The organism is Streptomyces sp. NBC_00727 (assembly GCF_045161745.1).
GTDB lineage: Bacteria > Actinomycetota > Actinomycetes > Streptomycetales > Streptomycetaceae > Streptomyces.
In genome coordinates, this window is record NZ_CP108981.1 from 3,702,647 (window position 1) to 3,716,520 (window position 13,874).

The 13,874-nt window shown below is 73.7% G+C and carries 13 protein-coding genes; 7 read left to right on the plus strand and 6 right to left on the minus strand.

Features of this window, described 5'->3' with window-relative positions; all coding sequences use genetic code 11:
* Positions 1–90: 90 nt before the first annotated feature.
* Positions 91–1,035 carry an RNA polymerase sigma factor SigJ gene (gene sigJ, locus OG242_RS16480; protein WP_405898891.1) on the minus strand — a complete coding sequence of 315 codons (945 nt, stop codon included), beginning with the start codon at positions 1,033–1,035 and terminating at the stop codon, positions 91–93.
* A gap of 54 nt (positions 1,036–1,089) precedes the next feature.
* Between sigJ and OG242_RS16485 the strand changes: the two genes are divergently transcribed.
* From OG242_RS16485 to OG242_RS16500, 4 genes are all read left to right on the plus strand, one after another.
* On the plus strand, positions 1,090–1,974 hold the full coding sequence (locus OG242_RS16485; RefSeq protein WP_405898892.1) for a DUF2797 domain-containing protein: 885 nt from the start codon (positions 1,090–1,092) through the stop codon (positions 1,972–1,974).
* 13 nt (positions 1,975–1,987) lie between these two features.
* Positions 1,988–2,863, plus strand: a complete 876-nt coding sequence (locus tag OG242_RS16490; protein WP_405898893.1) for an amidohydrolase family protein — start codon at positions 1,988–1,990, stop codon at positions 2,861–2,863.
* Positions 2,864–2,940: 77 nt separating this feature from the next.
* Entirely contained in the window at positions 2,941–3,681 is a 741-nt protein-coding gene (locus OG242_RS16495) for a response regulator transcription factor (protein ID WP_405898894.1), read from the plus strand.
* Positions 3,674–5,206, plus strand: coding sequence for a sensor histidine kinase (locus OG242_RS16500; RefSeq protein WP_405898895.1), 1,533 nt, complete (start codon positions 3,674–3,676; stop codon positions 5,204–5,206). Before OG242_RS16495 ends, OG242_RS16500 begins: the two co-directional genes overlap by 8 nt.
* Positions 5,207–5,222: 16 nt before the next feature.
* Here OG242_RS16500 and OG242_RS16505 read toward each other — a convergent pair whose 3' ends face one another.
* Positions 5,223–5,963, minus strand: a complete 741-nt coding sequence (locus tag OG242_RS16505; RefSeq protein WP_405898896.1) for a class I SAM-dependent methyltransferase — start codon at positions 5,961–5,963, stop codon at positions 5,223–5,225.
* Between the two features lie 125 nt (positions 5,964–6,088).
* On the opposite strand from OG242_RS16505, the gene OG242_RS16510 reads away from it, so the two are divergent.
* Entirely contained in the window at positions 6,089–7,408 is a 1,320-nt protein-coding gene (locus OG242_RS16510; protein ID WP_405898897.1) for a glycosyltransferase, read from the plus strand.
* A complete protein-coding gene (locus OG242_RS16515; protein ID WP_405898898.1) occupies positions 7,405–9,558 on the plus strand; it encodes an ArnT family glycosyltransferase in 2,154 nt (717 codons plus the stop codon). The genes OG242_RS16510 and OG242_RS16515 overlap by 4 nt, the downstream gene beginning before the upstream one ends.
* A gap of 12 nt (positions 9,559–9,570) precedes the next feature.
* Here the strand turns inward: OG242_RS16515 and OG242_RS16520 are convergent, their stop codons facing one another.
* Positions 9,571–10,440, minus strand: a complete 870-nt coding sequence (locus OG242_RS16520) for an endonuclease/exonuclease/phosphatase family protein (RefSeq protein WP_405898899.1) — start codon at positions 10,438–10,440, stop codon at positions 9,571–9,573.
* Between the two features lie 219 nt (positions 10,441–10,659).
* On the opposite strand from OG242_RS16520, the gene OG242_RS16525 reads away from it, so the two are divergent.
* Entirely contained in the window at positions 10,660–11,424 is a 765-nt protein-coding gene (locus OG242_RS16525) for a TetR/AcrR family transcriptional regulator (RefSeq protein WP_405898900.1), read from the plus strand.
* On the opposite strand, the gene OG242_RS16530 is transcribed toward OG242_RS16525, so the two are convergent.
* Genes OG242_RS16530 through OG242_RS16540 form a run of 3 tightly spaced genes read right to left on the minus strand, consistent with a single transcriptional unit; the run spans position 11,418 to position 13,638 of the window.
* Entirely contained in the window at positions 11,418–12,332 is a 915-nt protein-coding gene (locus tag OG242_RS16530; protein ID WP_405898901.1) for an NAD(P)-dependent oxidoreductase, read from the minus strand. The two genes, OG242_RS16525 and OG242_RS16530, sit on opposite strands and share 7 nt — an antisense overlap.
* The gene (locus OG242_RS16535) at positions 12,329–12,793 is read right to left on the minus strand and encodes a PPOX class F420-dependent oxidoreductase (protein ID WP_405898902.1); all 465 of its coding nucleotides are present in this window, start codon (positions 12,791–12,793) and stop codon (positions 12,329–12,331) included. Before OG242_RS16535 ends, OG242_RS16530 begins: the two co-directional genes overlap by 4 nt.
* Positions 12,794–12,819: 26 nt before the next feature.
* The gene (locus tag OG242_RS16540) at positions 12,820–13,638 is read right to left on the minus strand and encodes a YceI family protein (RefSeq protein ID WP_405898903.1); all 819 of its coding nucleotides are present in this window, start codon (positions 13,636–13,638) and stop codon (positions 12,820–12,822) included.
* Positions 13,639–13,874 lie beyond the last annotated feature (236 nt).

Here is a 13,874-nt window from a genome sequence, read left to right on the forward strand (position 1 = left end):
TTCGCCCCTGCGGGGTGGTTTCTCGCCCCTTGAACCGGGCAGCCCGCGCTTTCCTGACAGAAGAGCTATGTGGCCTGCGTCACAGAGCACTCAGAAGGCCGTGAGCAGCGGCTTCCCGTGTTCCATGGCCGCCCACTGCCGGGTCGCCCGCTCCAGCTTGTCCGGGTTGACCTGGTTGCGGAACGAGGTGATGCCCTCGGGGGTGACCTCCACGCACATGACGCCGATGACCCGTCCGCCGACGGCCGCCACGACGGCGGTGGAGCCGTTGGCGGTGGTCATGTGCAGCTCGACGGAACCGCCGGTGAACGCCGTCTTCGCCTTGCCCGGCTTGAGCAGGCCGCGCATGAACGTCGCGACCGCCTTCGCGCCCTCGAAGGCCTTGGCGCGCGCCGGCACCTTGCCGCCGCCGTCCCCGATGGAGATCGCGTCGGACGTCAGCAGCTCCACGAGCGGTTCGGTACGCCCGCCCGCGGCGGCGAGCAGGAACTCCTCGATGACCCGCCGGGCGGCGGCCTCGTCGACCTGGGTGCGCGTCCGGCCGTCGGCGATGTGCTTCTTCGCCCGGTGGTAGACCTGCTGCGCGGCGGACTCGCCGATGTCCAGGATCTGCGCGATCTCCCGGTGCGGGTAGCCGAACGCCTCGCGCAGCACGTAGACCGCCCGCTCGCCCGGCGTCAGCCGCTCCATGAGCGTGAGCACGGCGTACGAGACGGACTCGCGCTGTTCGGCCGTGTCGGCGGGGCCGAGCATGGCGTCCCCGGCGAGCAGCGGCTCGGGCAGCCACGCGCCCACGTACGTCTCGCGGCGGGCGCGGGCGGAGGTGAGCTGGTTGAGGCAGAGGTTGGTGAGGACCTTGGTCAGCCAGGCCTCGGGGACCTCGATCCGCCGGACGTCGGCGGCCTGCCAGCGCAGGTACGTGTCCTGCACGGCGTCCTCGGCCTCGCTCGCGGAGCCCAGCAGCCGGTAGGCGATGGCCTCCAGCCGGGGCCTGGCCGCCTCGAACCGGTCCACGTCCTGCACGGTCGGGGTCATGCCCGGAATCCTAGTCGCGCCCGCGTTGTCAGTGCCCGCCCGTAGGGTGCCGGCATGGACTGGCAGTGCACCGGCCTCCGCTGGCCCGAGGACTCCGGCGGCCCCGCGCTCGGCTGGCGCAAGGGGGCGCGTGCGCGGGCGAGCCCGCTGGCGTACGGGACGGAGTTCGGCTTCCGGGCGGCCGGTGAGCGGCGCTGCTCCGGCGCCCGGGGCAACGCGTGCCCGCTGGCGGCCGTGGTCCCGGCGACGAGCACGGGCGGGCGGTGCCCCGAGTGCGGGCGGCTCGACCGGGCGCACTCGGTGGCCGCCGACACGATTCCGGACGACCCGCGCACGTACCGGGTGTACCTGGCGTGGTTCGGGCCCGGCATGGTGAAGGTCGGGATCACCGCCGAGGAGCGGGGCGCGGCCCGGCTGCGGGAGCAGGGGGCGGTGGTCTTCAGCTGGCTGGGGCGGGGTCCGCTGATGGCGGCGCGCCGGGCCGAGGAGGTGCTGCGGGCGGCGCTCGGGGTCCCGGACCGCATTCCGTACGCGCGCAAGCGGGCGGTGCGGGCGGACCTCCCGGAGCCGGGGGAGCGGGCCGCCGAGGTGGCGGAGCTGTACGGCAGGGCGGCGGCCCTGGAGGGCGCCGGCTGGCCGGAGGCGCTGGAACGGCTGCCGTTCGCGGCGGTGGACCACGCGGGGATCTTCGGTCTCGGGGCGGCGTCCGGGCCGGTCCGCGCCGTCACCGGCCTGGTGGACGGCGGGGCGGTCGCGGGGAGGCTGGTCGCGGCGGCCGGCCCCGACCTGCACCTGGACACGGGTCCCCAGGGCCTCGTCGTCGTCGACACCCGGCTGATGACCGGCTGGGCGCTGACGGCGGCCGGTGCGGGCGCCGCCGGGGCGGGCGTGCCGACGGTCGCGGTCGGGGGCGGGGCGGCGCAGGACGGGCTGTTCTGAGATGGTCGGCCGTATGGGTGACGATCACGACGACGTGGTGCGGTTTCGGCAGCGGCTCGGGCTGCCCGGACTCATCGACGTACACACGCACTTCATGCCCGAGCGGGTGCTGCGCAAGGTCTGGGCGTACTTCGACTCGGCGGGCCCGCTGACCGGCCTGGAGTGGCCGATCACCTACCGGCACGAGGAGGACGAACGCCTCGCCCTGCTCCGCTCGTTCGGCGTCCTGCGCTTCACGTCGATGCTCTACCCGCACAAGCCGTCCATGGCCGCCTGGCTGAACGCCTGGGCGGCGGACTTCGCCGCCCGCACCCCGGACTGCCTGCACACGGCGACCTTCTTCCCCGAGCCGGAAGCCGGGCGGTACGTCCGCGAGGCCGTCGAGGCCGGGGCCCGGGTCTTCAAGGCGCACCTCCAGGTCGGCGCGTACGACCCGAACGACCCGCTGCTCGACCCGGTCTGGGGCCTCCTCGCGGAGGCGGGCATCCCGGTCGTGACGCACTGCGGCTCGGGCCCGGCCCCCGGCAAGCACACCGGCCCCGGGCCCATCGCCCGCGTCCTGGCCCGGCACCCCCGCCTCCCGCTGGTCGTGGCCCACATGGGGATGCCGGAGTACACGCAGTTCCTGACGCTCGCGGAGGTGTACCCCGAGGTCCGGCTCGACACGACGATGGCGTTCACCGACTTCACGGAGGGCTTCATGCCGTTCCCGAGGGCGGAACACCGCCGCCTCGCGGACCTCGGCGACCGCATCCTGCTGGGCACGGACTTCCCGAACATCCCGTACCCGTACGCCCACCAGCTGCACGCCCTGGAACGCCTGGACCTCGGCGACGCCTGGCTGCGCGCGGTCTGCCACGACAACGCGAAGGCGCTGTTCGACGTCTGAGGGCGGCGGCCCGCTTTCTCAGGGAATTCACAGAAACGGGCAAGAACTCTCTCAGAGCCGTCTCACAGGCTGGCGTCATGACGACGACGACCTCGCCCCAGGGGCGTACCGAACTGCTCAGGCCGGACCGCACCCCCGTGCGGATCCTGGTCGTGGACGACGAGGCCTCGCTCACGGAGCTGCTGTCGATGGCGCTTCGTTACGAGGGCTGGGAGGTGCGCAGCGCCGGTGACGGGGCGGGCGCCGTGCGGGCGGCCCGGGAGTTCCGGCCGGACGCGGTGATCCTCGACGTGATGCTGCCCGACATGGACGGGCTGGCCGTCCTCGGCAGGCTGCGCCGGGAGCTGTCCGACGTGCCGGTGCTGTTCCTGACCGCGCGGGACGCCGTGGAGGACCGGATCGCCGGGCTCACGGCGGGCGGCGACGACTACGTCACCAAGCCGTTCAGCCTGGAGGAGGTCGTGGCCCGGCTGCGCGGCCTGATCCGGCGCTCGGGCACGGCGACGGCGCGCAGCGAGTCGCAGCTCGTCGTGGGCGACCTGATGCTCGACGAGGACAGCCACGAGGTGAGCCGGAGCGGGAAGAACATCCACCTGACGGCCACCGAGTTCGAGCTGCTGCGGTTCCTGATGCGCAACCCGCGCCGGGTGCTCAGCAAGGCCCAGATCCTGGACCGCGTCTGGAACTACGACTTCGGCGGCCAGGCCAACGTGGTCGAGCTGTACATCTCCTACCTGCGCAAGAAGATCGACGCGGGCCGCACGCCCATGATCCACACCCGGCGCGGGGCGGGATACCTGATCAAGCCCGGTGAGTAGGCGCACGGGGCGGCCGTGGACCCTGCGCACCCGCCTGGTGGTCTCGGCGGTGACGCTGATCGCGGTGGTCGCCGCCGTGATCGGCTCGGTCACCGCGATCGCCTTCCACAGTTACATGTACGGGAAACTCGACGACCAGCTCCGGGACATCGCGGTCCGGGCCGAGCGGGTGCCGGGCGCGCCGAATCCGGGCGGCGGCCCGAAGAACCGCGATCCGCTGGGCTTCATCGGCATGGGCGGCCAGCCCCTGGAGACGTTCGGCGCGCTGATCGAGCGCGGTGACGTCACCGACTCGGCCGTGGTGAAGGACGGCGGGTTCGACACCGGCGAGAACACCGAACCGCTGAGCACCGCCCAGCGGGACGCCCTGACGTCGGCCGGTGTCACGGCGGACGACCGCGCGCACGACGTCGACCTGCCCGGCCTGGGCGGCTACCGGGTGCGGGCGGTGCCCGCGAGCGACGGCGGCACGGTGCTGATCGGCATCCCCACCACCGAGGTGAGCCGTGCGCTGGGCACCCTGATCCTGGTGGAGGTCTGCGTGACCGGCGCGGGGCTCGTCGCCGCCGGGATCGCGGGCGCGGCGATGGTCGGCGTCGCCCTTCGCCCGCTGCGCCGGGTGGCCGCGACGGCGACCCGGGTCTCCGAACTCCCCCTGCACAGCGGCGAGGTGGCCCTCTTCGAACGCGTCCCGGACGCGGAGGCGGACCCCCGCACGGAGGTCGGCCAGGTCGGCGCGGCCCTGAACCGGATGCTGGGCCATGTCGGTTCGGCCCTGGACGCACGGCAGCGCAGCGAGACGCGGGTGCGCCGGTTCGTCCCGGACGCCAGCCATGAGCTGCGCACCCCGCTGGCCTCGATACGCGGCTACGCCGAACTCACCCGGCGCGGCCGGGAGGACCCGGGCCCGGACACCCGGCACGCCCTGGGCCGCATCGAGTCGGAGGCGCAGCGCATGACGGGCATGGTCGAGGACCTGCTCCTCCTCGCCCGCCTGGACGCGGGCCGCCCGCTCTCGTACGAGAGCACCGATCTCTCCCCGCTCGTCGTGGACGCGGTGAGCGACGCCCGCGCGGCGGACCGCACCGAACCCGCCCGCCACTGGCGCCTGGACCTCCCGGACGCCCCCGCGACGGTCCACGCCGACCCCACCCGCATCCACCAGGTCATGGTCAACCTCCTGGCCAACGCCCGTACCCACACCCCACCGGGCACCACGGTCACCGCCCGCGTCCTGACCGCCCCCACCGACCCCTGGGTCACCCTGGAGGTCCAGGACAACGGCCCCGGCATCCCCCCGGACCTCCTCCCGCACATCTTCGAACGCTTCACCCGGGGCGACGCCTCCCGCTCCCGCCACGCGGGCTCGACGGGCCTCGGCCTGGCGATCGTCCAGGCGGTGGTGACGGCCCACGGCGGCGCGGTGGAGGTGCGCTCGGTCCCGGGCGGGACGGTGTTCGCGGTACGGCTGCCGGCGGCGCGGGTCTCGTCCTCCGTGGCGGTGCCCGCTGGTGCCGCTGGGTGAGAAGGGCCCGGGTGACCTACGGCTTGTGGGTCACCCAGAGGAGTTCCGCCGGCCAGCGGTGGCCCCAGTCGGGCGGGTCGGTCTCGTTGTAGCCGTTGGGTGTTCCGGGGGCGGGCCGGGGCTCGATGAGGTCGTCGATGACGAGGTCCGCGCCGCGCAGGGCCCTGACCCAGTCGCCGTACGTCAGCTGGTAGCTGGTCGCGCCGTCGCCCTCCGCGATGCCGGACAGCCCGAAGTAGTCCTGCTGGAGCGTCGTGGTCACGCGGGCGGCGGCCTCGTCGTAGCAGGCCTCGAACCAGGGGCTGGCGACGTTGAACACCAGGCGCCCGCCCCGGCGCAGGACGCGCGCGGCCTCCGGGACGGCCAGGTGCGGGGGCGCCCAGCTGAGCCCGCCGAAGTCGCAGAACACCAGGTCGAAGGCGGCGTCGGCGAAAGGGAGTTGTTCGGCGGCGCCCTGCACCAGCGCGTAACGGGCCGCCCCCATCGCACCGGCCGCTGCGGCGAGCTGGGCCTCGGACAGGTCGATCCCGACCACGTTGGCGCCCTCGGTGGCGAGCGCCCTGGACCACTGACCGGCGCCGCAGCCCAGTTCGAGGACGCGCTTGCCGGTGACGTCGCCCAGGGCCCGCAGCTGCGCGTCGGGGACGGAGTACATGCCCCACAGCCGGGGCGCGGCACCGATCTGCCGGTCGTGCCTCTGCTGGTAGTCGCCGCTGATCCTGTTCCAGAGCCGCCGGTTGGCGGGGATGCTGTCCACGCGCCGACTCCAGCACCGCCCGCCGTGGTCGGTCAACCGGACTGGGGCAGGGCCGCCCCCGGCTCACAGACGCACCACAGCCTCACCACACGCCCGTGACAGCGGGGTTGGCGACCGTCGATGGCATGCGAACAGAGACTCCTTGGAGCACCTTGCCGGCCCGGGACCACCTCCTCGCCGGCGTGGGCGGTGCGGCGGGTGCGCCCGTGCTCGATGTGGTGGTACCGGTCTACAACGAGGAGAAGGACCTCGAACCGTGCGTGCTGCGGCTGCACGACCACCTGGCCCGCACCTTCCCCTACGCGTTCCGGATCACCGTCGCCGACAACGCCAGCACCGACCGCACGCCCGAGGTGGCGGAGCGGCTGGCGCGGTCGCTGCCGGGGGTGCGGTCGTTCCGGCTGGAGGAGAAGGGGCGCGGACGGGCGCTGCGTACCGTCTGGACCCACTCGGACGCGCCGGTGCTCGCGTACATGGACGTCGACCTGTCCACCGACCTCAACGCACTGCTCCCGCTGGTCGCGCCGCTGATCTCGGGGCACTCGGACCTCGCCATCGGCTCCCGGCTCGCCCGCAGCTCCCGGGTCGTGCGGGGCACGAAGCGGGAGTTCATCTCGCGGGCCTACAACATCATCCTGCGCTCGTCGCTGTCCGCGCGGTTCAGTGACGCGCAGTGCGGGTTCAAGGCGATCCGCCGCGAGGTCGCGCAGCGGCTGCTGCCGATGGTCGAGGACACCGGATGGTTCTTCGACACCGAGATGCTGGTGCTCGCCGAGCGGGCCGGGCTGCGCATCCACGAGGTGCCGGTCGACTGGGTCGACGACCCCGACTCCACGGTGCACATCGTGCGCACCGCCACCGAGGACCTGAAGGGCGTGTGGCGGGTGGGGCGGGCGCTGGCCGTCGGCGCGCTGCCGCTGGACCGGCTGGCGCGGCCCTTCGGGGACGACCCGCGCGACCGGGGGATCGGCGGGGTGCCGGGCGGACTGGCCCGGCAACTGGTCGGCTTCTGCGTCGTGGGCGCCCTGTCCACGCTGTTCTACCTGGCGCTGTACTCCCTCTTCCGCCTCGGCGCCGGGCCGCAGCTCGCCAACGGGGCCGCGCTCCTCGTCTCGGCCGTCGCCAACACGGCGGCGAACCGGAGGCTCACCTTCGGGGTACGTGGCAGAGGCGGCGCCGTCCGCCACCAGGCGCAGGGCCTCGTGGTCTTCGCCATCGGCCTCGCCCTGACCGCCGGTTCGCTGGCCGCCCTGGGCGCCGCGTCCGGCTCGCCCTCGCACACCACCGAACTCGCCGTGCTGATCGCGGCCAACCTCGCCGCGACGGTGCTGCGGTTCCTGCTGTTCCGCGCCTGGGTCTTCCCGGACCGCGACCGGGGAAACCCCGCGCACATCCCCGCACCCCCCACCGCCGAAACCATCCACGACCTGAGGGACGCCCGATGACCACGCTCGACCCCGCCCACGCGCCGGCCCGGCCGGACACGCCCCCGGGGCACGCACGGGCCGAAACCTCCCTGCCTCGCCGCGTCTGGCGCGGCCGGGCCGGGGACGCCCCCTGGGTGCGGCCCGCCTTCCTCGCCCTGCTGCTGGCCATCACGCTGGCGTACCTCTGGAACCTCAGCGCCTCCGGCTACGCCAACTCCTTCTACTCCGCCGCCGTGCAGGCCGGCAGCCAGAGCTGGAAGGCGTTCTTCTTCGGCTCGCTGGACTCGGCCAACGCGATCACCGTCGACAAGCCCCCGGCCACCCTGTGGCCCATGGCCCTGTCGGTGCGGATCTTCGGGCTCAGCTCGTGGGCGGTCCTCGCCCCGCAGGTGCTGATGGGGGCGGCGACGGCCGGGGTGCTGTACGCGGCCGTGCGCCGCCGGTTCAGTGCCGCTGCCGGGCTGATCACCATGGCGGTGTTCGCGCTGACGCCCGTCGCCGCGCTGATGTTCCGCTTCAACAACCCGGACGCGCTGCTCGCCCTGCTGATGACCGTCACGGTCTACTGCGTGCTCCGCGCGATGGAGCACGGCCGTACGAAGTGGCTGGTGTGGGCGGGGGTCGCGGTCGGACTCGCGTTCCTGTCCAAGACCCTCCAGGCGTTCCTGATCCTGCCGCCGCTCGCCGTGCTGTACGCGGTGTTCGCGCCGGTCTCCGTACGCAAGAGGTTCGGGCAGCTGGGCCTCTCCGCGCTCGCGATGGTCGTCGCCGGCGGCTGGTGGGTGGCGGTCGTCGAACTGTGGCCCGCCTCCTCACGCCCGTACATCGGCGGTTCGCAGAACAACTCGTTCCTGGAGCTGACCTTCGGCTACAACGGCCTCGGCCGGATCAACGGCGACGAGACCGGTAGCGTCGGCGGCGGGGGCGGCGGAGGCGGCCGGGGCGGCGGTGGTCAGTGGGGCGAGACCGGCATCGGCCGGATGTTCAACTCCGAGATCGGCGCCCAGATCTCCTGGCTGCTGCCCGCCGCCCTGATCCTGCTCGCCGCGGGTGTCTGGCTGACCTGGCGCGCAGGGGGACACCTCCCAGGCATCAAGCGCTGGGGGAGCACGGACACCGCGCGGGCGGCCTTCCTCGCGTGGGGCAGCTCGCTGCTGATGACGGCCGCCGTGTTCAGCTTCATGGCCGGCATCTTCCACCAGTACTACACGGTGGCCCTGGCCCCCTACCTGGCCGCGCTGACCGGCATGGGCGTCACGGTCCTGTGGGAGGAGCGGGCCCGCTGGTGGGCGGGTGCCACGCTGGCCGCGACCGTCGCGGCGACGGCGTACTGGGCGTACGTCCTGCTGGGCCGCACCCCGGACTACCTGCCGTGGCTGCGGACGGCCGTCCTCGTCACCGGCCTCGTGGCGGCGGTGGGCCTGCTGCTCGCGGCGCGCCTCGGACGCCAACTGGCCCTGGGCGCCGCGGTCCTCGGCTTCGCCGCGTCACTCGCCGGGCCGACGGCGTACACCGTGAGCACCCTGAACACGGGCCATCAGGGCTCGATCGTCACGGCGGGCCCGTCCTCCGGCGGCATGGGCGGCGGCCCCGGCGGCGGCGGAGGCCGTGGCGGCGGTCCGGGCGGCGGCGGCCCCGGAGGCACGCAGCCCCCGGGCCAGGGCGGCACCAACCAGCAGGGCACCGGCATGGGCCAGCCCCCCACCGGTACCCCGCCCGGCCAGGGAACGAGCCGGAACACCCGGCAACGCGGCGCCCCGTCCGGCATGGGCGAACGCGGAGCCGGCGGCATGGGCGGTCTCCTCAACGGCGCGTCCGTCGGCTCCGAGGCCGAGGCGCTCCTGGAGAAGAACGCCGACGACTACAGCTGGGCCGCCGCGGCCATCGGCTCGCAGAACGCGGCGAGCTACCAACTCGCCACCGAGAAGCCCGTCATGGCGATCGGCGGCTTCAACGGAAGCGACCCGTCCCCGACGCTCGCGCAGTTCGAGAAGTACGTCGAGGACGGCCGCGTCCACTACTTCGTCTCGGGCGGCGGAATGGGCGGAGGCATGGGCGGCAGCGGCACCGCCTCGCAGATCTCCTCCTGGGTGGAGAAGAACTTCAAGGAGGTGACGGCGGGCAGCGCCACCTTCTACGACCTGACCCAGCCGAAGACGAGCAGCTGACGGTCCGAGAAGTCAGCGCCGCAGCAACAGGTCGGCCACGACAGGGCGGTGGTCCGAGGCAAGCGTCTCGGCCACCGCCGCGCCGCGTACCCGCACGGTGTCCTTCGAAACGGCCACGTAGTCGATCCGCTGGACCGGGTCCTGCGCCGGGTAGGTCGGGCCGCCCGGCTCGATGTCGGTCAGCTCCTTCCACAGCGGGGCCAGCTCGGGCGCGGTCGGCGGCGCGTTGAAGTCGCCGAGCAGGATCTGCCGCACCGGGCGCCGCTCCCGCCTCCGGTCCTCCGCCATGATCCGCCGGGTGTCCGCGACCTGGGCGACGCGCACGGACGGGTCGCCGCGGTAGTCGAGGTGCGTGGCGTAGACGTGGACGGGCAGCCCGCGCACCTTCAGCACCACCTCGCCGAAGCCGGGCGCGGGCGCCGGGACCGGGTCCGGGTCCTGCGTGGAGAGCCGGGTGAGGTCGTGGTTCTCAGCGCTCACGATCCTGTACCGGGAGAGCACGGCGACACCGAACTCGCGCCTCGGATCGCCCGCGGCCACCGGGTCGAAGCTGTAGATCGGGGCGAAGGAGACGTGCATCCGCAGCCGCCGCCCGAGCTCGGCCGCCAGGTCGCGCCACTCGCTGCGGTCGCCCCAGTGGACGTCGACCTCCTGGAGCCCGATCACGTCCGCGTCCAGCGCGCGGAGGGCGGCCACCTGCCGGTCGAGGTCGAAGACGTTGTCCATGCCGGCCCCGGCATGGACGTTGTACGTGGCGACGCGCAGCGGCACCGACTGCCCGGGCGCCCGCCCGTGCCCCGCGGCCGTCGCGGGAGGCGCCAGCGCGGCCCCCAACAACCCTGCGGCTACCAGGACTTCCACCGTACGACGACGCAGTGACATATCACTCCAGCTTCCGGGGCAGGTCGTATCCGATGCGGCGACCGGCACCGTACCCACGAGAAGACACTTGTACGCCCCAACCACTCCGATCCCCGGCCGATCCGGCGGCGACAGCGGCATAGCATCGGACGGGACCTACCGGACCCTGCGGCTCCGGTTTCCGGGTACGCGGTACGGAGCCGGTCCGTCCGTCCCGCCGGCGAGACGAGGGAGTGCGCCATGGTGTCCGCGGCCGACCGCGTGAAGAACCCTGTCCGGACCAGCGTGTGGCTGAACACCCGGCCGCCCGCCCGTTCCCGGCGGGCGGACCAGCCGGCCGGGCTCGGCAGGGAGCGGATCACCGCAGCCTCGGTCCGGCTGCTGGACGCCGAAGGACTGGCGAAGTTCTCCATGCGCCGGCTCGCCGCCGAGCTGAACGTGACGGCGATGTCCCTGTACTGGTACGTGGACACCAAGGACGACCTGCTGGAACTGGCCCTCGACGCGGTCTACAGCGAGATCGGTCCGCCGCCCGCCGACGCGTCCTGGCAGGACCGGCTGCGCGCGGTGGCCACCGCGTACCGGGGGCTGCTCGTCCGCCACCCCTGGGTCTCCCCGCTCGCGGGCAAGTTCCTGAACCTGGGCCCCCATTCGCTACTGGTGACCCACACCATCCAGGACGTGATCCGGGCGACCGGCCTCCCCGTCGAGGGCCGCAGCGGCGCGCTCGCGGCGGTCTTCCAGTTCGTGTACGGATTCGGCACGGTCGAGGGCCAGTTCGCGCAGCGCAGCGCGGAGGCGGGGCTGACCCAGGACCAGTACTTCCGGCAGGCGATGTCGGCGATCCAGGAGCAGCCCCGGCTCGACGAGTTCGTGGAGGACTCGCGGGACCTGATGGCGGCGCGCGGCGGCGTCACCATCGAGGAGATGCGCGAGCGCGACTTCACCTTCGCCCTCGACCTGCTGATCGCCGGCATCGACGCGATGCGGGCGCGCGCTCAGTAGCCGCGCCCGGTGTCCACGGTGAGCGCCGGGACCCGGCCCGCCGACAGCTCACGCAGGCACGCGGTGAAGTCGGTGACGACGTCCTCGTCCGCCGTGATGCCCGCGGAGTGCGAGGTGACGACCGTACGGGGGAGCCGCCAGCACGGGTCGCCGGACGCGGCCGGTTCGTCGGCCAGCACATCGAGCACCGCACGCCCCACGGCCCCGGAGCGCAGCGCCGCGTCCAGCGCCCCCAGGTCCACGGTCGCGCCCCGCCCCACGTTGAGGAAGGTCGCCCCGCCCATCGCGGCGAACCGGTCCGCCCCGAAGTACCCGGCGGTCGCCCCGGTCAGCGGGAGCGCGGCGACCACCCAGCGGGCGGCGACCGGCTCGTCGGCCGGGACCACCGCGTCGAAGCCGGGCGGCACCGGGCGCGGGGTGCGGGCGGCGGCCACGGTCCGGATGCCACAGGCCCGCAGCAGCGCGGCGACGGCGGAGCCGATGCGGCCGATGCCGTGGACCACGGCGGTCTGACCGGCGACGAGTTCGGAGTCGATGCGGCGCCACTCGGCGCGGGCGTGCTGCGCGGCGAACTCCGGGACGGACTGGCACTCGGCGAGCACCCAGCCCAGCACGTACTGCGCGATCCGCTCGCCCATCCGCCCCACGGTCCGGGTCAGCGGTACGCCGTCCGGCCAGGGCCCGGAGCGCAGCAGGGCGTCCGTGCCCGCGTTGACGCTGTGGAACCAGACCAGGTCCGCCCCGCGCACCGCGTCGGGCAGCGAGGCACCCACGTACACGAAGGGGCCCTCACCGAGGTCGCGCCCGACGGGCCGGCCGGTGGCCAGCGACAGCCCGCGCACGGCGGCCTCGCCGACCTCGGGCCCGGCGACGATCCGGGCCCGGTCGAGCAGGGCGGGAGAGCTCACGGGGCGAGGTGGGCGGGGAAGCCGCCGGTGGCGACGGGGCCCCAGCGCTCCGGGGTGATCCGGATGATCGACTTGCCCTGCTTCACCATCGCCGCCCGGTACTCGTCCCAGTCGGGGTGCTCGCCGGAGATGTTCCGGAAGTACTCGACGAGCGGCTCGACCGAGTCCGGCGCGTCGATGACCTCGGCCGACCCGTCGATCTGCACCCACGGGCCGTTCCAGTCGTCGGACAGCACGATGATGCTGACCCGCTCGTCGCGCCTGGCGTTGCGGGTCTTGGCGCGCTCGGGGTACGTGGAGACGACGATCCGGCCCGCGTCGTCGACGCCGCAGGTGAGCGGGGAGCCCTGGGGGCGGCCGTCGGCCCGGGTGGTCAGCAGGATCGCCCGGTGCCGGGGCCGTACGAAGTCGAGCAGTGCGTCGAGTTCCACGGTGGTGTTCGTTGCGATGTCGGGTGCCATGGAACCGACCCTACGACCGGATGCGGTCAGACAGCGGGCAGGGAATCGCCCTGCACGGCCTGGATGTCGAGCTCGACGCGGAGCGTGGTGCCGATCGCCGCGATGCCCGCCTGGACGACCTGGTTGTAGTTCATGGCGAAGTCCTCGCGGCGCAGTCCGGCCGTCGCGCTGAACGCCGCGCGCACCCCGCCCCACGGGTCGGGGCCGGTGCCGAGGTAGCTCAGGTCGAGGTCGACGGGCCGCTGCACACCGCGCATCGTCAGCTCGCCGTGCACGGTCCAGCGGTCGGGCCCGGCCGGGGTCAGTCCACTGGAGCGGTAGGTGATCTCGGGGAACCGGTCGGTGTCCAGGAAGTCGGGGGAGCGCAGGTGCTTGTCCCGCATGCCGTTGCCGGTGTCGATGCTCGCGGCGTCGATGACCGCCTCGACCCGGGAGCTGCCGAGGTCCTCGGAGATCTCGACGCGCCCGCCGAACTCGGTGAACCGGCCGTGCACGCTGGAGATCCCCAGGTGCTGCGCGACCGCGCCCACCGAGGAGTGCGCCGGGTCCAGCGACCAGGTGCCCGGCGGCGGCAGCTCCACGCCGCCCTGGCGGTTCAGCACCACCGTGCCGGCGTCGGCCGTGCCGCTCGCCGTGACGAGGGCGGTGGAGGCGGCGGGGGCGTACCCGACCGCCGTCACGATCACCGTGTACGCGCCCGCGGCCAGCGGGGTGTCGGCCCGTACCGCCCCGGCCTCGTCGGCGGCGGCGCGCAGCACCTGCGTGCCGGTCATGTCGGTGACCGTCACGACCGCGTGCTGGACGGCCCAGCCGTCCCGCGTCCGTACCTGTGCGCGAAGTCCCATCCCGTTCTCTCTCCTTGTTCATGACCCGCCCGCTCACCGGACCGGGTCATTCAATGAGTCGGGCCCCGGGGCGGGGACGGCAGGCCGTCCCCTGCCTGCCGTCCCCGCCGCCGGGGCCCATTTCCACCGGCCGGTGCGACGCCTCCGCTCGAAGAGCGCCGCCCCTACCAGGGGTTTTGGCGCGGGCCGGGGGTCAGGGCCTTTCGTTCGGATCGTGCCGGGCTCGCGCCGAACGA

Excerpts from the sequence above, each read along its gene's own strand:
- sigJ (WP_405898891.1), bottom strand. The coding sequence starts at position 1,035 with ATGACCCCGACCGTGCAGGACGTGGACCGGTTCGAGGCGGCCAGGCCC.
- OG242_RS16485 (WP_405898892.1), top strand. The coding sequence starts at position 1,090 with ATGGACTGGCAGTGCACCGGCCTCCGCTGGCCCGAGGACTCCGGCGGC.
- OG242_RS16490 (WP_405898893.1), top strand. The coding sequence starts at position 1,988 with ATGGGTGACGATCACGACGACGTGGTGCGGTTTCGGCAGCGGCTCGGG.
- OG242_RS16495 (WP_405898894.1), top strand. The coding sequence starts at position 2,941 with ATGACGACGACGACCTCGCCCCAGGGGCGTACCGAACTGCTCAGGCCG.
- OG242_RS16510 (WP_405898897.1), top strand. The coding sequence starts at position 6,089 with ATGCGAACAGAGACTCCTTGGAGCACCTTGCCGGCCCGGGACCACCTC.
- OG242_RS16515 (WP_405898898.1), top strand. The coding sequence starts at position 7,405 with ATGACCACGCTCGACCCCGCCCACGCGCCGGCCCGGCCGGACACGCCC.
- OG242_RS16520 (WP_405898899.1), bottom strand. The coding sequence starts at position 10,440 with ATGTCACTGCGTCGTCGTACGGTGGAAGTCCTGGTAGCCGCAGGGTTG.
- OG242_RS16525 (WP_405898900.1), top strand. The coding sequence starts at position 10,660 with ATGGTGTCCGCGGCCGACCGCGTGAAGAACCCTGTCCGGACCAGCGTG.
- OG242_RS16535 (WP_405898902.1), bottom strand. The coding sequence starts at position 12,793 with ATGGCACCCGACATCGCAACGAACACCACCGTGGAACTCGACGCACTG.
- OG242_RS16540 (WP_405898903.1), bottom strand. The coding sequence starts at position 13,638 with ATGGGACTTCGCGCACAGGTACGGACGCGGGACGGCTGGGCCGTCCAG.